At 70.4% G+C, this 18,739-nt stretch carries 7 protein-coding genes; 6 read left to right on the forward strand and 1 reads right to left on the reverse strand.

Annotated elements, in window-relative coordinates; genetic code table 11:
- Positions 1–27: 27 nt before the first annotated feature.
- Positions 28–3,363, reverse strand: a complete 3,336-nt coding sequence (locus ACLB1G_RS27310; protein WP_491630427.1) for a condensation domain-containing protein — start codon at positions 3,361–3,363, stop codon at positions 28–30.
- A gap of 217 nt (positions 3,364–3,580) precedes the next feature.
- On the opposite strand from ACLB1G_RS27310, the gene ACLB1G_RS27315 reads away from it, so the two are divergent.
- The 6 genes from ACLB1G_RS27315 to ACLB1G_RS27340 all read left to right on the forward strand — a co-directional run.
- The gene (locus ACLB1G_RS27315; protein ID WP_491630428.1) at positions 3,581–4,885 is read left to right on the forward strand and encodes an efflux RND transporter periplasmic adaptor subunit; all 1,305 of its coding nucleotides are present in this window, start codon (positions 3,581–3,583) and stop codon (positions 4,883–4,885) included.
- Positions 4,886–4,901: 16 nt separating this feature from the next.
- Positions 4,902–5,615 (forward strand): ABC transporter ATP-binding protein, encoded by a 714-nt coding sequence (locus tag ACLB1G_RS27320; RefSeq protein ID WP_491630429.1) that lies wholly within the window; start codon positions 4,902–4,904, stop codon positions 5,613–5,615.
- A gap of 27 nt (positions 5,616–5,642) precedes the next feature.
- The gene (locus tag ACLB1G_RS27325; protein WP_491630430.1) at positions 5,643–8,081 is read left to right on the forward strand and encodes an ABC transporter permease; all 2,439 of its coding nucleotides are present in this window, start codon (positions 5,643–5,645) and stop codon (positions 8,079–8,081) included.
- A 30-nt stretch (positions 8,082–8,111) separates the two neighbouring features.
- Positions 8,112–13,226, forward strand: coding sequence for an amino acid adenylation domain-containing protein (locus ACLB1G_RS27330; protein ID WP_491630431.1), 5,115 nt, complete (start codon positions 8,112–8,114; stop codon positions 13,224–13,226).
- A gap of 9 nt (positions 13,227–13,235) precedes the next feature.
- Positions 13,236–14,243 (forward strand): TauD/TfdA family dioxygenase, encoded by a 1,008-nt coding sequence (locus ACLB1G_RS27335; RefSeq protein ID WP_491630432.1) that lies wholly within the window; start codon positions 13,236–13,238, stop codon positions 14,241–14,243.
- A 44-nt stretch (positions 14,244–14,287) separates the two neighbouring features.
- The coding region (locus tag ACLB1G_RS27340; protein WP_491630433.1) for an amino acid adenylation domain-containing protein at positions 14,288–18,739 on the forward strand (4,452 nt) is incomplete at its 3' end.

Consider the following 18,739-nt stretch of genomic DNA (forward strand, 5'->3'; position numbering starts at 1 on the left):
GTGCGGACGCCGCGGCGGCGGGGAGGTTCAGGCCCGGGCTGCCAGGGCGGCCTGGATGACTTCAGCCTGCGAGATGATGGAGGTGCGGTCGCGGAACAGTTCGGTCAGCGGTATGGTGGTCTTGAAGTCCTTGTTGATGCGCGCGCCCAGCTTCACCTGCAGCAGCGAGGAGCCGCCCAGCTCGAAATAGTCGTCGGCACAGCTGATGTCGTTGATCAGGAACGAGCCCTCCCATAGCTGCAGCAATGCCTGCTCGACCGGGTTGGCGGGTGCCACAAACTGGCGCCGCTCATGGCTGATTTCCTCCGGGCTGCGCAAGGCCTGCTTGTCGACGCCGCCGCTGGACAGCAGTGGCAGCTGTTCCAGGAACACGTAGACCTCGGGCACCAGGGGCGCAGGCAGGCGCTCGAGCAGGTGCTTCTTGCAGCGGTGCACCTCGGCAAAGTATTCCTCGTCCTCGGCATAGTGGTTGGCGGTGCCGGTAAAGCCGTCGTCGAACACCACATAGGCGACCAAGCGGGCGCCGTCGCCGTCGTCGCGCTGCAGCACGGCGCAGGCATGCACCCCGTCCGCCGCGGCCAGGTGGGCTTCGATCTCGCGGTAGTCGGCCCGATAGCCGCCCAGGTCGACGTGATCGGGACTCGGCTGGACTATCGCCACGCGGCCGCCCTGGAGGCGGGCCAGGTCGCCGGTGGCGTGCAGGCGCGCGCGGTCGCCCACGTGCAGCGCGCCCGGGGCGCCTTCCGGCTGGATGCGGCCCAGCCGGTCCAGCACGAGGAAGCTGGAAATGCCGGGAATGGCGGAAAAGGCCGGCGGCTGCTCCAGGTTGTCGCGGGTGACGCGGTGTACCCCGGCCACGGCGGCATGGCCTGCGTAGCCCAGGTAAAGGTCGACCCAGCCGATATCGGCGGCCTGGAACAGGCGGCGCAGGTCGGCTGGCGCAGGACGGCTGTCGAACAGGGTGACGCCGCGTACGCCCTCGAAGCCGTAGGAGCGTGCGTACAGGCGCGCCAGCTGGTCAGCGCCCAGCGCCAGTTCGGTGGGCGCCAGCGTGTGGTTGATGCACAGGTCCAGCACGTCGTTGGCCAGCTGCACCTCGGCGCCGCCGGCCAGGGCCGCGAACAGCTCCAGCGAGGCGCGTTCCAGCAATACCGGGCTGGCGCACAGCACGCGGCGCTGGCCACCCGTTCCGCCTTCCGGCCCGGCCCGGCCGTTGTGCCACTCCACCATGGCCGACAGCAACTGGTGCGGCACCGCGACCGGGCGCGGATAGCCATTCTCGCCGGAGGCGAAGTGCACATAGGCGAGGGCCGGGCCGCCGCTGTTGGCGCTGCTCAGCGGGACCGGCTTGGCGCTGCTGGCGCGGTGGATCTCCTTGGCCACCTTGGGGTTGTCCAGCAGGATGATCCTGGCGTCGGCATGGCCGAAGCGGTCCGCCCCCTGGCTGTCGGTCAGTACGTAGCGCACGCCGGCGGCGCGCAGCTTGTGGGCGATGCGCTGGTCGGGCTCCTTGGCCTCCAGCAGCACGTAGGCGGCGCCAGTCTTGAGGGTGGCCAGCATGGTGGTCACCAGCTCGGTGGAGCGGTCCAGCAGGATGGCGACCTTGTCGTTGTGCCGCACGCCGGCGACGATCAGGTAGTTGGCCAGGCGGTTGGATTTCTCCGCCAGCTGCTGGTAGCCCAGGGTGGAGAAGTCGTAGCTGACGGCGGCGGCGCGCGGCTGGCGCGCGGCGGCGGCGTCGACCAGTTCGGCCACGGTGGGCAGCGCGGCTGCCGGGACGAAGCCGGCACCGATTTGCGGGAACTGCTGTTCGCCGTCCAGCGCAAGCAGGGTGGCGCCGGCCTCGGCGTCGGCCAGCCTCTCCAGGGTCTGTTTCAGGCGGGCCGCCAGGGCCAGCGCCGTGCCAGGGGCGACCCGCTCGTCGTGTCCGATGTCGAGCTGCAGGCGCTCGCCGACCAGGGAGCCGTTGAGCACCAGGGCGAAATTGTTGTCCTCGGCGTAGCCGCTGTTGGCCAGGGTGACGTCCTGCAGCAGCTCGTCGCCGTCGCTGCGGCCGTAGTCGGGATAGTTCTGGAACACCACCGCCGTCTCGAACAGCGGCAGCTTGCTGGAAAAGCCCAGCGCCGACTGCAGCTTGTCGAGCGCGACGTGCCGGTATTCGGTGCTCTCGGCGCCGTCGCGGGCCAGCGCCGCCAGCGCCGCGCCCACGGTCAGGGAGGGGTCGAACCGGACGCGCACCGGCACCGTGTTGACCAGCAGGCCCAGCATGCGCTCCACCTGCGGGATGTCCGGCGGCCGCACCGAGCCGACCGAGCCGACCACCACATCGTCCAGGTCCAGCTGGCGGCCCAGGGTGTAGCACCAGGCCAGGTTGAGCAGGGCGTTCATGGTGCACTGGCGGCGCGCGCAGGTCTCCACCAGGCGCTTGGACAGGCCTGCGCCGACCTCGATGGGGGCCCTGCCGAAGCCCGGCGCGCTGCCCGCGGCGGCGGGAAAGTGCGGCAGGCGCGGCGCCGTGTAGCCCGCCAGGTAGCCGGTCCAGTAGTCCTGCACCGCCTGTTCGTCCCGGGCCGCCAGCCACCCGATGTAGCGGCCGAAAGGCACCGAGGGCGCCAGCGCCGGCTGGCGGCCGGCTGCCAGCGCCTGGTAGCTCTGGTTGACCTCGTCTAGCAGCAGCGGGATGGACCAGCCGTCCAGCAGCGCGTGATGGTAGGTGCACAGCAGATGGCTGCGGTCGGCCGCCAGCCTGACCAGGTTGATGCGCATCAGCGCAGGCCTGCCGTAGTCGAAGCGGGTGGCGCGTTCCTCCGCGCGCAGTGCCTCCAGCCAGGCCTGCTGGTCGCCGTCCTCGCCGCTGCGGTCGATCACGGTGACCGCGATGTCGGACTGGCGCGCTACCAGCTGGTGGATCTCGCTGGCGCCGAAGCCGACGAAGGCGGTGCGGAAGATATCGTGGCGGCCGACCACGTGCTGCCAGGCCTGGGCCATGGCGTCGATGTCGAGCGCGCCGCGCAGGTCGAAATAGATCTGGCGCGTATAGCAGGTCTCGCGGCCGGCGTAGGTCTCGTGGAAGAACATGCCCTTTTGCAGGGCAGTCGCGGCATACAGGTTCTGCAAGTCTGGATGGGCCTGGCGCACCTCGGCGAATTCGGCTTCGCTCAGGGTGGCCTGCGGGTAGTCCGCCACGCTGCTGGTGTCGCGCTTGCTGAGGATGCGCAGCAACTCGTCCTTGCTGGCGCGGATCTGTTCGCGCAGTTCCGGGGTCAGCTTCTGGTCCGGATCGGCCACGCGCAGCTTGCCGTCCGCCACGCCGATCGACATGTGGTTCTGCTTGAGGGTTTCAAAGATTTCGACGACTGACATGTTGGTTTCCTTTATGCGTAAATGTTGGATGCTCCCCGATTGCTGCCACGAGTGTGCGTAGTTGATCCCATCGCGGCGCGCAGCGTCAAGCGCGCAGCGGCCCAACCTGTAGACCTTGACAGGGCCGTCCAGCAACGCTGTCAAGCTTGACAGTGTTGCCATCGCAGCGGCTGGCGTTTAATGGCCGACATGTGTGATCACGATATGGGGCGCAAGCATGAAAACTACGCACGCAACGACTAGCCCGGCGGCGCCGCAGCCGGTCCGGATGGACAGGCAGATCGAGCGCAAGCGCTGGCCGGCCCGCCGCATCGCCGTGGTCGCGGTGGGGGCGGCATTGCTGGTGTCGCTGTTCGCGGCATCGTATACGGCCAGCTCGGCCCACAGCGCGCAGGTGCAGCTGGACCAGGTGCAGCTGGCCAAGGTGGAACGCGGCATGTTCCGCGACCTGATCCCGGTGCGCGCCACCGTGGAGCCGGTCAAGACCGTGTTTGTCGACGCGGTGCAGGGCGGCAGCGTGGCCGAGGTGCTGGTTGAGGAAGGCAACAGCGTCAAGGCCGGCGACGTGCTGCTGCGGCTCAAGAACGTGGCCTTCCAGCTGCAGGTGTCTTCGCAGGAGGCGCAGATCGCCGAGCAGCTCAACACCAACAGCTCGGTGCGGCTGCAGCTGGACCAGAACCTGCTCAACATGAAGCAAAAGCTCAACGACACCAACTACTCCATCACCAAGCTGGAACACTCGATCGAGCGCACCCGCGCCCTGTTCGACCACAAGATGGTGTCCTCCAACGCCATGGAGGTGCTGGTCGATGAGCTCAACTACCAGGTCGGCCAGCGCAAGCTGCTGGAGAAGGCCATCGCCGATGAGAAGGCCATCCGCGAACCGAAGATGGCGCAGCTGGCCGAGAGCGAATCGCGCCTGCGGTCGGACGCGCGCATTATCAGCAATACCCTGGACAGCCTGCTGGTGCGCAGTCCGATCACGGGCCTGCTGACCCAGTTCAAGGCCGAGGTGGGACAGATCATCACCAGCGGCCAGCGCATCGGCCAGGTCGACAACGTGGATGCATTCCGCCTCAAGGCCGAAATCGACGAGTTCTACATCTCGCGCGTGGAAGCTGGCCAGAAGGCCGTCTACAGCTTGGAGGGCAGGGAGCACACCATGGTGATCGACCGGGTCTATCCGCAGGTCACGGGCGGCAAGTTCATCGTCAGCCTGGCCTTCGCCGGCCCGGTGCCGCCCTCGGTGCGTCCCGGCCTGCGCATCCCGGCCCAGCTGGAACTGGGGGCCAGCACCAACAGCCTGCTGCTCAAGCGCGGTTCGGCATTCCAGGATACCGGCGGGCAGTGGGTGTTCGTCACCGACGCCCAGGCCGGCAAGGCGGTACGGCGCGAGATCCAGAGCGGCCGCAGCAACGCGGACGTGATCGAGATCAAGGGCGGGCTGAAGGAGGGCGAACGCGTGCTCATCTCCAGCTACGCCAATTTCATGAACGCCCAGGAAGTCCATATCAAACACTGACACCCGAGAGGATCCCATGTTGACACTTGAATCGCTATCCAAGTTCCACCGCACCGACACGGTGGAGACCACCGCGCTGGACAATATCGACCTGCACATCGACCAGGGCGAATTCGTCTCGATCATGGGGCCGTCCGGCTGCGGCAAGTCGACCCTGCTGAGCATACTGGGCCTGCTCGATTCGCCCAGCGCCGGCAAGTACCATTTCATGGGGCGGGAAGTGGCCGGCTACGGCGAGCGCCAGCGCGCCGATCTGCGCAAGAACGTGGGCTTCGTGTTCCAGAGCTTCAACCTGCTGGACGACCTGACCGTGGCCGAGAACGTGGAACTGGCCCTGCAGTACCACAAGATCGCGGCGCGCGAGCGCAAGCAGCGCGCCGGCGAGGCGCTCGAGCGCCTCAACCTGTCCGGCCGCGCCGACCACTTTCCCAAGCAGCTCTCGGGCGGCCAGCAGCAGCGCGTGGCGATCGCCCGCGCCACGGTGGGCAACCCGCCCATCCTGTTCGCCGACGAGCCGACCGGCAACCTCGATTCCGTCAATGGCGAGGAAGTCATGCAGCTTCTGACCGGGCTGCACGCGGCCGGCACCACCATCGTGATGGTGACCCACTCGCCCGACCACGCCACCTACGGCGACCGCATCATCACCCTGCTGGACGGAAAATGCGTCGCCGCGCCGGTGTCCGCCAAGGCCGCGCCGGCGCGTCCGGCGCTGGCCGCGCTGGGCTGAGGCCCGACCACCCGAAGAGGAACCCCCATGTTTAAAGACTACTACCTGATGTCGCTGAGAAGCCTGGTGAAGAACCCGCTGTTCTCGGCTATTAACATCCTGGGGCTCACGGTGGGCATGGCCTGCTGCATCCTGATCACCATGGTGGTCAAGTATGAACTGAGCTTCGACCGCCACTTCAGCGATGCCGGGCAGATCTACCGCCTGGGCACCGAGATCCGGCTGCCGGGACATGACGACCTGGTGCCGCTGGCCGGCACCGTGATGCCGGCCACGCCGCAGCTCAAGCTCGATTACGCCAGCGCCGTGCAGGCCTACGCCCGCATGCAGGGCAATATGCTGTCGTTCCGCCGCCAGCACGAGGTGTTCGCCGAAAACGTGTATTTCGCCGACCCCGATTTCTTCCAGGTGTTCGACCTGCCTTTCGTGGCCGGTTCGGCGCAGGCGGCGCTGCAGCAGCCGCTGTCGGTGGTGCTCACGCGCAGCATGGCCCGGAAATATTTCGGCGATGCCGATCCGGTCGGCAAGACCCTGCCGGTGGAGGACCGCGGCGAGCTGAAAGTGACGGGAGTGATCGAGGACGTGCCGCAGAACACCCACTTCGACCTGGGTATCGTGATTTCCATGAATTCCATGGAGGCATTGATGGGACCGGAGAGCGCCGAGCAGCTGCTCAGCTGGGAGCCGGTGGAATCGGCCTATGGCTACATCAAGCTCAAGCCGGGCGCCGCCATCAGGCCGCTGCGCCAGCAGCTGGACGCCTTCCTCGCGCGTAACGCGGGCGAGGTGCTGCAGGTGTTCCCCTTCAAGGTCAACCTGCAGCGCCTGGACGACATCCACCTGCACCCGGGCAGCGACGAGCCGGCCCCTGCGCGCGGCAGCCACATCGCCTTCGTGTACGGCGCCATCATACTCGGGCTGCTGATCCTGGCCACGGCCTGCATCAACTTCATCAACCTCACCACGGCGCGCATGAGCCAGCGCACCAGGGAAGTCGGCATCCGCAAGACGGTGGGCGCGCATTACGGCCAGCTGGTCACCCAACTGATGGCCGAGACCCTGGCCCTGGTGCTGATCGCCACCGCGCTGGCCTACGGCCTGGCGCGCCTGCTGCTGCCGTTGCTGGGCAACCTGCTGGACCGCGAATTCGGCATGGCGCAGATCTGGGACCTTCAGTTCGCGCTGGGGGTGGCGGTGCTGGTCCTGGCCACCACCGTGCTGGCCGGCCTGTATCCCTCGCTGGTGCTGTCGCGCATCCCGGTGGTACGGGCGCTCAAGGGCGAACAGGGCGGCGGCCGTCCCAGGAACCGCTTGCGCCAGGGCCTGATCGTGGTGCAGTTCACGCTGGCCACCATGCTGATCATCGTCACCATGGCCGGTAGCGCCCAGGTCGACCTGCTCAAGCACCTGGACCTGGGTTACCGCCAGGACCAGACCTGGATGCTGACCCCCATGCGCAGCGACTCGGCTACTTTCCGTTTCATGGAGGACGTGCAGGAGAACTTCGAGACCATGCGGGTGGAACTGGCGCGCGGCCCCGGCATCACCGGCGTGACCGGCAGCTTCGCACCGCGCATCAAGGCCGGCAACTTCAACGTGCGCAAGCCCAGCCAGCAGCCGGGCGAGCGGGTCAGCATGAACGGCAACCAGGTCGACGCCGATTACGTCAAGGTCATGGGCATCAAGCTGCTGGCGGGGCGTGGCTTCTCGCGCGACATGGCCGGCGACCTGCTGGGCAAGGCCGGCGGCGCCGCCATCCTGACCCGCTCCGGGGCCCGCAAGCTGGGCTATAGCGATCCCAAGGACGCCATCGCCCAGAAGATCGTGTTCAACCGCAGCGAGCTGGAAGTCATCGGCGTGACCGAGGACGTCAACGCGGCCGGCGGCTACCGTGCGCTAAACCTGGACATCCTGGTCAATTCCAACCGCATCAACGCCGTGATCGTGCGGCTGGACGGCGAGCGCGCGGCCGACGCCCTGGCCCACATCGAGAAGACCTGGACCAGGCTGCTGCCGCAGCGCCCGCTCAACCGCTTCCCGATCGCCGACATCTACGCCATGCAGCGCGGCGCCTTCGACCGCATCGTCGGCGTGTTCGGCGCCTTCGCCATCCTGGCCATATCGATCGCCTGCTTCGGGCTGTACGCCATCGCCCAGTTCGTGGCCGAGCGGCGCAGCAAGGAAATCGTCATGCGCAAGGTGCTGGGCGCCTCGGTGGCCGACATCGTGCGCCTGATGCTGTGGGACTTTTCCAAGCCCATCATGCTGGCCCTGGCGATCGCGGTGCCGCTGGCCATCCTGTTCCTGGCCCAGGTGCTGAACCGCTTCCCGCAGCACGTGACCATGGGCTTTGCCGCCTTCGCCACGGCGGCCGTGACCACGGTGGGGCTGGCGCTGATGACGGTGTCGCTGCATACCTGGCGGGTGGCCAACATGAACCCGGCGCAGCGCCTGCACCAGGAATGACAACGGCTTGCTAAAGGATCTGGAGAGGACATGGACCTGGAATTGCTCTTATCCCGCGTCAAGGCGGCCGGCGCCAGCCTGGGCGCCCTGAACGGCAAGCTGCTGGTGCTGGATCCGGCCAAGCGGCTGCCCGACGAGTTGTGCGACCAGCTGGACGACCATCACGATGCCCTGGTCCAGCACTTCCAGCGCCAGGCGCGGCGGCAGGACGCCTGGTGGCGGCGCGCGATCGGCGACAGTGTCGCCGCCAGCACGCTATGCGGCGCCGGCGTGGAGGCCGGCGACGGCTGCGCCAGCGCGCGCCTGGAACTGCCGGCGCAAGCGGTGGCCGACCTGTGCGCGCTGGGCGGCGACGGCGAGGCCGAAACCATGGCCGGACTGGCGTGGGCCTGGCTGCTGTCGCGCTACACCGGCGAGCGCCGCATCACCTATTTCGCCGCCACTTCGGGCCGTGGCCTGGGGCTGAGCGCGATCGCCGGCATGAAAGGCCTGGTGCTCAACCTGCATCCGGTCACCCTGGAGCTGGGCCAGCCGGAGCAGCTGTGCCGGCTCTACGAGGAGCTGGCCCTGGCACGCCGCCGCGACGCGGAATATGGCTATCCTGCCTATACCGACCACAACAAGTTTGGCGGCGCCACGCATCAGCCGGAGACCGTGCTGGTGTTCGAGCGCGGCGGGCGCAAGCCGGGGCAGCCCGGCGGCGAACTGCATTCGCTGTCGGCCCTGGCCGCGCTGGATCCCAAGGGCGTGCTCATCGTCGCCGACGATGGCGCCGCCATGGCCCTGGAATTCCAGTACGCCACCGCTCACTGGAGCGCGCCCCGGGCCCAGGCCCTGCTGGCGCACCTGGCGGCGGTGCTGGCGCAGCTGGCGCGGGGCGCCGCCACCGGGGTCGCGCCCGGCCCCATCGAGATGGTGCGCGGCGCCGAGCGCGAGCGGCTGCTGGCCCTGGGCCGCGGCGCGGACGGCGCTGCGCCGGAGGCGGCTTGCCTGCACCAGCTGGTCGAGCGCGCCGCCGCGCGCCATCCGGAGCGTACCGCCGTGCTGTGGCGCGGCGTATCCCTCAGCTACGCAGAACTGGAGCGCCGCGCCAACCGGCTGGCGCACCGCCTGCTGGTTCGGCGCAGCCGGCCCGGCGCGGTGGTGGGCATCTGCCTGCCGCGCACCCCGGAGCTGATTGTCGCCATGCTGGCGGTGCTCAAGGCTGGCTGCGCCTACCTGCCGCTCGATCCGGCCTACCCGGACGCGCGCCTGGACTACATGCTGGAGGACGCCGGCGCCGAGCTGGTGATCGCCGATGGCGCGCAGGCCCGGCGCCTGGAGCGTGGCGCGCTGGCGGTGCTGGACCCGGCCACGGTGGCGGAGGAAGGAGGGGACGGCGCACTGCTGGCGGGTGGCGCCTCCCCCGGCAGCCTGGCCTACGTGATTTATACGTCCGGATCGACCGGCGCGCCCAAGGGTGCGATGATCGCGCACCGGGCCGCCACCAGCCTGCTGCAATGGGCGCGCGGCCGCTTCCAGGACGCCGAGCTGCACAGCGTGCTGTGCTCCACCTCGGTGTGCTTCGACCTGTCCATTTTCGAGATTTTCCTGCCGCTGGCCACCGGCAACCGCGCGGTACTGGTCGACAGCCTGCTGGAATTGGCGAGCGGCGGCGTCCAGCCGGAGATCACGCTGATCAACGGCGTGCCCTCGGCCGTGGCCGAGCTGATCGGCAACAGCGGCATCCCGGCCTCGGTGCGCACCGTGTGCCTGGCTGGCGAGCCGCTGCGGCGCAAGTTGGTCGACCGCATCCACGCCCATGCGTCGGTGGAGGCGGTATACAACCTGTACGGGCCGTCCGAATACACCACCTACGCCACCTGCAGCGCGCTGGCGCGCGGCGGCGCCGGCGAGCCGGGCATAGGCCGGCCGCTGGACGGCGCCACGGCCTATGTGCTGGACCCGGACGGCGGACTGCTGCCGGCCGGCGCCAAGGGCGAACTGTATCTCGGCGGGCGCGGCATCGCTGACGGCTACATCGGCCGTCCGGACCTGAGCGCCGAGCGTTTCGTGCCCAATCCGGTGGACGGCGAAGGGCCGCCGGTGCTGTACCGTACCGGCGACCTGGTGCGCTGGAATGACGCCGGCGAACTGGAGTTCCTGGGCCGCGCCGACGCCCAGGTCAAGCTGCGTGGCTTCCGCGTCGAGCCGGGCGAGATCGAGGCTTGCCTGAACGACCTGGACGGCGTGGAGGGCGCCGCCGTGGCGGTGCGCGAGCAGCAGGGCGAGCAATGCCTGGTGGCTTATGTGGTATGGCGGGGCGTGGCCCCGGATGGCGCCCGCGAGGCGCTCAAGCAAGCGCTGGCTGCACGGCTGCCGGCCCATATGGTGCCGCAGGTGCTGGTGTTCCTGCCCGGGCTGCCGCTGACGCTGAATGGCAAGCTGGACCGCAAGCGCTTGCCGGCGCCGGACGGCGGCGACCTGCAGTCCGGCCAGTACACCGCGCCGCGCAGCGATACCGAGCGCGTCCTCTGCGCCCAGTTCGAGAAGCTGCTGGGCGTCGCCCGGGTCGGGGTGCACGACGATTTCTTCTCCCTGGGCGGCCATTCGCTGCTGGTGTTCCGCCAGTTGATCCTGGTGCGCAACACATTGGGCGTGGAGCTGCCGCTCAAGGCCCTGTTCGAATGCCCGACCGTGGCCCAGCTGGCCGTGCGCATCGCCCAGGTGGGCGGCGCACCGGCCCTGCCGCCGCTGGAGCGCTGCGCGCGCGGCGTCCCGATTCCGGCCTCGCCCGGCCAGCAGCGCTTCTGGTTCCTGTACAGCGCCGATCCGGCCAGCGCCGAATACAACCTGCCGCTGGCCTTCCTGCTGCGCGGCGCACTCGACCTGAACGCCTGCCAACTGGCACTGGACGCCATCCTGGTCCGCCACGAGGCGCTGCGCACCGTGCTGTGCGAGCAGGACGGCCAGCTGTTCCAGCGCATCATGGCCGCCGCCCCGGCGGCGCTACGCCGCCTCGACCTGTCGGCGCTGGAGAGCGCTGAGGCGGCGCGGCAGGCGCGCGCCGCCTTCGCCGCAGACCAGGCGCAGCCATTCCGGCTGGAGCAAGACATCCCCGTGCGCTTCCTGCTGGTGCGTACCGGCCCCGATGAGCACCGGCTGCAAATCAACCTGCACCACGCGGCGGTGGACGGCTGGTCGGTCAACCTGATCCTGCGCGAGTTCGCCCGGCTGTACGACCATCATGCCCACGGCGATCCGCTGGACCTGCCGGAGCTGCCCATCCAGTACGCCGATTTCGCCCAGTGGCAGCGGCGCTGCCTGGAGGGCGGCGCCATGGCGGCGCTGCGGACCCACTGGCGCGCCGCCCTGGACGGGGCGCCGCTGCTGCACGCGCTGCCGCTCGACCATCCGCGTCCGGCCGTGCAGCGCGGCGTCGGCCGCGCCCTGCGCAGCGTGGTCGCGCCGGCGCTGCTGGCGCGTTTCAAGGCGGTGTGCGCGGCGCGCGGGGCGACGCTGTTCATGGGCCTGCAGGCGGTGTACGCCGCGCTGCTCGGCGGCTGGAGCGGGCGCGGCGACATCGTCATGGGCACCCCGGTGGCCGGCCGCACCGCGGCCGCCGCCGAGCCCCTGGTCGGCTTCTTCATGAACAGCGTTGCGCTGCGCAGCCGGATTGCGCGGCAGGCCAGCTTCACGGCGCTGCTGGCGCAGGCCCGCGGCATGATACTGGGCGCTCTGGAGGCGCAGCAGTTCCCGTTCGATGCGCTGGTGTCCGAACTCGAGCTGCGCCGCGACCCCAGCTTCCAGCCCGTGTACCAGGCCTGGTTCGTGCTGCAGAGCCAGACCGAAGACTATCCCGCCATGCGCTCGCTGCGGCTGGAGGGCCTGGAGCGGCGCGACCAGGACGAGCGCCGCGTGCACTTCGATCTGTCGCTCAACGCCACCGAGCTGGAAGACGGCCTGGAGCTGCTGTGGGAATACCAGCACGACCTGTTCCGGCCCGCCACCATTGCCTGGCTGGGCGGAGCCATGGAAGCCCTGCTGGCGCAGGCCGCCGCCGCACCCGAGGCGCCGCTGCTGCAGGCCATGCCGGCGCCGCACCCGGCGCGGGACGATGGGGGCAGGGAGAACATGGAGGACGTGCGCGGCTACCCGCTGCCGCTGCGCCAGCTGGAGCGCCGCATCGCCGCGCTGGGCGGGGTGGGCGGCGCGGCGCTGGCCTGCGTGGACGGGCCGCGCCTGGTGGCGCTGCTGGCCACGCCCTCGGACCTGGCCGCGCGCGCCGCCTTCCTGGCAGGACTGGACGCCCGCCTGCGCCCGCTGTTGCCGCTGCACCAGCAGCCCGACGCCCTGATTGCGGTGGACGCGCCGGGACCGGACGCCGGCTGCGCATCCCTGGCCGGCCTGCTGGACCCGGCGCACGCCGTGCTGGCGCACCGCCTGGCCGCGCTGGACCAGCTTGAACTGGCGGCCGGACCCGGGTCCGGGCCTGGCGGTGAGGTTGACCTGGTGCTGGACGGCGGGCGCGCCGGGTTGCGCATGGCGGCATCCGATACGGCGCCCTGCGGGCTGGCGCCCGGCCTGTTCCTGGCCTGCGCCTACGCGATGCTGATGGCGCTGGAGCTGCGGCGAGGGGCGCTGTGCGTGTCGGCCGCCATCCTGGACCCGGGGCAGCCGCTGCTGCTCGAGCGCGGCGCGGCCGCGCCGGCCGCGCCGGCCGCCGTGCAGCCGTGCCGCCTGTCGGGCGAGGATACGCTGCGCGCGGTGGCGTCCCAGCTGGCGCCGGGGCTGGAGCAGCCGGCCGCGCGCCTGGCGCCAGCGCTGCTGGCAGGCCAGCCCGGACTGGAGCGGCTGCAACGCGCGGCCGACTGCCAGTTCGTGTACCTGCCGCAGGACGGGGTGTGCGGGCAGGTGGCGCCATCTGGCGCGCTGAGCCTTACCGTGGCCTGCGGCGACGGCCAGCTGGAGCTGTCCTGGCGCAGCCACGGCGGGCAGTACACGGCCGAGCGGCTGTTGGCCCTGTCGGGCCGCTTCCAGCGCCTGGCCGGACTGCTGCGGGAGCAGCCCGATATCACGCTGGCGGCGCTGGGCCGGCGCCTCGACACCGAGGCCAGGGGCCGCATCATGGGGCTGCGCAAGCGTTTTGAACTGAACACTATCTAGGAGCACGGCATGCAGTTCGCACAATGGAAGAAGGAGCACCGCGTGGCGGTGCAGCCGGCCCCCCGGGCCGTCACGGAACAGGGCAGGGTGGACGGTTGCGGCGCCATGCCGGCGGTGCACCGCGCGCTGGTGCCGGGCCTGGACCTGGCCACATGGTATGCGTTGCATGCCGAGCGCCTGGAGCAGGACCTGGTGCGCCACGGCGCGCTGCTGTTCCGCGGCTTCGACGTGCACAGCGAGCAGGCCTTCAAGGACTTCTCCAGCGCCGCCATCAGGAGCCAGGCCGAGTATGTGCAGGGCGCCACGCCGCGCACCAGGCTGCAAAGCGGCGTGTACACCTCCACCGAGTTCTCGGCCGAGCACGAGATCCAGCTGCACAACGAGCTTTCCTATGTACTCCAGCCGCCGCGCAAGATCGCCTTCTGCTGCCTGGTGGCGGCGCGCGAGGGCGGCCAGACCCAGATTGCCGATGTCAACGCGGTGTACCAGCGTCTCGACCCCGCCATCGTGAACGAGTTCCGCGAGCGCGGCGGCTGGATGCTCAGGCGCCATTTCCATCCGAATTTCGGGCCTACCGTGTTCAAGAGCTTCGTGGCAGACAGCGTGGCGCAGATCCAGGACTATTGCGCCCGCGAGCAGGTCGAATTCAGCGTGCTGTCCGACCACCACTACGCCACCCGCCAGGTGCGCGACGCCGTGCAGGTGCATCCGGACAGCGGACTGCCGCTATGGATGAACCACGCCGCCTTCTGGCACGTGGACAGCCTGCTGCCAGAGGTGCGGGCCAAGCTCGGCGAGATGTTCGCATCCGACCAGTTCCCGTACAGCACCTGCTACGGCGACGGCACGCCGATCGGCGCGCATACCGTGGCCGCCATCGCCGCCGCCTACCGCCAGTCCGAAGTGCTGTTCGACTGGCGCCCCGGCGACGTGCTGCTGCTCGATAACTGGCGCGTCGCCCACGGGCGCAAGCCGTTCGCCGGCGAGCGCCGCGTGATCGTCGCCATGGGCGCCTAGCCCGTACCCGATACCTCCATCAGAAACGCCTACAGGGATAGACCATGACACCGACTACCGTTACTACCGCTTCTCCGATCCAGCGGGAAATCTGGCGCCAGCGCGCACAGCGGCCAGGCGCGGCAAGCGCCTGGGCCAGCGTGGCGGCCAGCTGCCCCGGCCGGCTCGATGCCGGCGCGGCGCGCGCCGCCCTGGAGGCGCTGTGCGCGCGCCACGACGTGCTGCGCGCGTCCTACCACACCGATGAAAACGGCATCCTTTGCTTTGGCGCGCGCGCCGAAGCCAGGCTGCTGGTGCAGGCGCCCGACTGGTCGGACTGGGAACCCGCCCGCATCGCCGCCGAGCAGGCCCGCCTGTGCTCCGCCCTGCGCGCCGACGACGGCGCCGGCGCCGACGCCTGGCTGGTGTGCGCGGCCCTGCCCGGTGACCGCAGCTGGCTGCTGCTCGGCTTGCCCAGCCTGGGCGCCGACCTGGCCAGCGCGCTGCTGGCTTTGGAAGCGCTGGCCGACGGCGCAGTGCCGCAGGGGGAGGCCGTCCAGTACGCCGACGTGGCCGACTGGCTGAACGACTTCCAGGTCAGCGAGGAATTGGCCGAGGCGCGCGCCGCCTGGAACCCGGCCTGGGCGTCCCGCGCGGCCGCCTCCAGCATCGGCCTGCAGCGCTACCGCACCGAGGCCGACACCGAGGCCGAACCGGCACTGCTGCGTGTCGACCTGGAGGACTGGCGCGCGCGCTGGAGCGAGGAGGGTCCCCGCTTCGCCGACGCCGTGTGCGCCAGCCTGCGGCTGGCGCTGGCGGCCCATGGCGGGCAGGCCCTGCTGGCGCGCACGGTCGATCTGCGCAGCGGCGCCCTGGCCGGTGCGCTGGGGCAGATCAGCCAGACCGTGGCGCTGGAAGTGGCGCTGAACGGCGGCCTGGCCCTGGCCGCGCACGCCGAGGCTGCGCAACTGGAGCAGCACCGCGACTACCTGGAATCCTACTCGCGCGCCGGGGCTGGCGCCTTCCCCTTCGTGTTCAGCAGCGCCGCCATCGGCGGCAGCACGCTGCGCATCGAGCATGCGCATGGCGCGGCCGAGGCCGCGCTGCTGGAATTCGTGCTGGTGGAAAGCCCTTCCCAGGCCACCCTGTGGATACACTATGACCGCGGCCGGATCGCCGGGTCGGCGCTGCGCCAGTTCGCCGCCCACTGGCAGGACCTGGCCGGTGAGCGGGGCCATGCCGGCGCCGCGCTGCCGGGAGCGGCAGTGGCCTTGCCGCGGGGACGGGCCGACGTGGTGACCTGGTTCAGCGCCAGCGCCGCCAGCGGCCGCGGCGCCGTAATGGTGCCGGGCCCGGACAGCGGCGCGCCGGCGCGCAGCGTGCCGCTGGCCGAGATCGAACGCCGCGCCAACCGCCTGGCCAACCACCTGATCGGCGCCGGACTGTCGCGCGGCGAACTGGTGGCGCTGCGGCTGCCGTCCTCGGACCGCTTCGTGGTGGCCATGCTGGCCGTGCTCAAGGCCGGCGCCGCCTACGTGCCGGTCGATACCGCCCTGCCGGATGCGCGCGTGGCCGCCATGCTTGCCGAGTGTGCGCCGCGCCTGGTGATACGGGACGGCGTGGCGCCGGACGGCGCCGCCAACGAGCTGGACATCGGCGCGCTGGAGGCCGCCGCCCACGATGAGCGCCCGCCTGGGATCGAGATCGCGGGCACCGACCTGGCATATGTGCTGTACACCTCGGGCTCGACCGGCAAGGCCAAGGGCGTCGCGGTGCCGCACCATGCCCTGGCCAACCACATGGCCTGGATGCTGGCCGAATTCGGCTTCGGTCCGGACGACGTGTTCCTGCAGCGTACCTCGGCTGGCTTCGATGCCTCGATATGGGAATTCTGGGCGCCGCTGCTGGCCGGCGCCACCTTGCTGGCCGCGCCGCGCGAGGCCAATTACGACCCGGCCCTGATGGGCGCGCTGCTGCGTGGGCACGGTGTCAGCGTGCTGCAGCTGGTTCCCTCGCTGCTGGCGGTGCTGCTGGAGCAGGGCGGCCTGGATGGGGCGCCGGCGCTGCGCCAGCTGTTCCTGGGCGGCGAGGCGCTGCCGGCGCGGCTGGCGCGCGAAGCCGCGCAGCGCACCGGCTGCCAGGTGGTCAACCTGTACGGACCTTCCGAGTGCTGCATCCAGGTCACCTATGAGCGTTACAACGCGGACCTGCTGTCCGAGCAGGTGCCGATCGGACAGCCGATCGACAACGTGACCTGCCTGGTGCTGCGCGACGACGGCCAGCCGGCGGCCCCCGGCCAGGAAGGCGAGTTGCTGGTGGCGGGCCCCTGCCTGTTCCAGGGCTACCTGGGCCAGCCCGGCCTGACCGCCCAGGCCGTGGCGCTGCGCGACGGCGTACGCTACTACCGCACCGGCGACTGGGTGCGGGTGCTGCCCGACCAGCGCCTGTACTTCATCGAGCGCAAGGACGAGCAGATCAAGCATAATGGCTACCGCATCGAGCCGGACGAGGTGGCGCGCGTGGCCGAGGCCTGCGGTCTGGCTGCCCACGCCGTGTGCATCTACGACAGGGCGCGCAGGCAGCTGGCCCTGTTCCTGGCCGGCGCGGCGGCCGGCGGCGAAGCCGTCCTGGCGCGCCTGCGCACCGTGCTGCCCGAGTATATGGTGCCGGCCGTGGTGCTGCCGGTGCCGGAGTTCCCGCGCCTTGCCAGCGGCAAGATCGACCGCAAGGAGCTGGCGCGCCGGGCGGCCGATGCCGCCGGCGCCGGCTACGCCGCACCGGCCAACGAGGCCGAGGCCGCGCTGGCCGCCTTGTGGCAGGAACTGCTCGGCCACGCCGCCCCGGTAGGGGTCGACAGCGGGTTCTTCGCCATCGGCGGCGATTCGCTGCTGGCGATGCGCCTGTCGAGCCGGATCACGGAACGTTTCGGGGTCGAGGTCAAGATGCGCGCCATCTTCGAGCACGACACCATCCGCACCCTGGCCGCCCACATTGCGGCCCAGGGCCGCACCGTCAGCACGCTGGCGCGCCGCGAGCATCCGGAGCTGCCGGCGCCGCTCTCGTTCGCCCAGCAGCGCCTGTGGTTCGTCGACCAGCTGGCGGGCGGCAGCGCCGCCTACAACGTGCCGCGCGCCTTCCGGCTGCACGGCGAACTGGACGCCGCCGCCCTGCGCTCCAGCCTGGACGCCATCGTCGCCCGCCACGAGGTGCTGCGCAGCGGGATCGCGGCCGGCGCGCAACAGCCGCTGCAGCAGGTGCGCGCCGCCGCCGCGGCGCCGTTCGCCTGCACCAGCCTGGAGGAGCTGCAAGGCGAGGCGCGCGAGGCCGCCCTGGCCGCGCTGCTGCGGCGCGAGGCCGGGCACCGCTTCGACCTGGGCGGCGAGGTGCTGCTGCGTGCCCACCTGGTGCGCCTGGCGGCCGACCAGCATGTGCTGGCGCTGAACATGCATCACATCGTCTCGGACGGCTGGTCGCAGGGCGTGCTGATGCACGAGCTGGGCACCCTGTACGCCGCCAACGCAGGCCGCCCCGTGCCTGCGCTGCCGCCGTTGGAGCTGCAATACGCCGACTACGCCATCTGGCAGCGCACCCAGCTTGACGGCGGCGCGGCGGCCGCCAAGCTGGCCTGGTGGAAGGAGCGCCTGGCCGGCCTGCCCGAGGTACACAACCTGCCGCTGGACTATCCGCGCGGCGCCGGCCACGCGTCCGGCAGCGCCACCCATGCGGTGCTGCTCGATGGCGCCCTGGGCGCCGACATCGCGGCCTTCTGCCGCCGCCATGGCGTAACCCGCTTCATCTTCCTGCAGGGGGCGCTTGCCGTGCTGCTATCGCGCTACAGCGGCGAGACCGACATCGTGATAGGCACGCCGGTCTCTGGCCGCGCCGACCGCAGGCTGGAAACGCTGCTGGGCTGCTTCGTCAACAGCCTGGTTCTGCGCAACGATTTGTCGGACAACCCGATCTTCAGCGACTTCCTGCAGCGCGCCAAACAGGTGTGCCTGGATGCGCAGGCGAACCAGGAGATCCCGTTCGACCTGCTGGTGGAAGAGCTCAACCCGGAGCGCAGCCTGAGCTACAACCCCCTGTTCCAGGTGATGCTGGTGTCCGAAAGCGCCGAGGGCGGCAGCCTGTCGCTGGACGGGCTGTGCGCGGAAGCCGTACCCCTGGAAGGTGCGGCGGCCAAGTTCGACCTGCTGCTGGGAGCGCACGACAGCGCGGACGGGCTGCGCCTGTCATGGACCTATGATACCGGCCTGTTCGCACCGGCAAGTATGGCGCGCATGGCGGCCAATTTCGAGCAGCTGCTGCGCGCCATCGTGACCCGGCCCGAAACCCGGGTTGGCGCCTTGCCGCTGCTGGCGGACGCCGAGCGCGAGACCCTGCTGCACGGCTGGAGCGACTCCGGCGCCGTCTTCGGCGGGCCCGCCACGCTGCCGGCCTTGTTCGAGGCGCAGGCGGCCGCCACACCCGATGCCACGGCCCTGCGGGATGAGGCGGAAACGCTCAGCTATGCCGAA

The organism is Duganella kummerowiae (assembly GCF_053572355.1).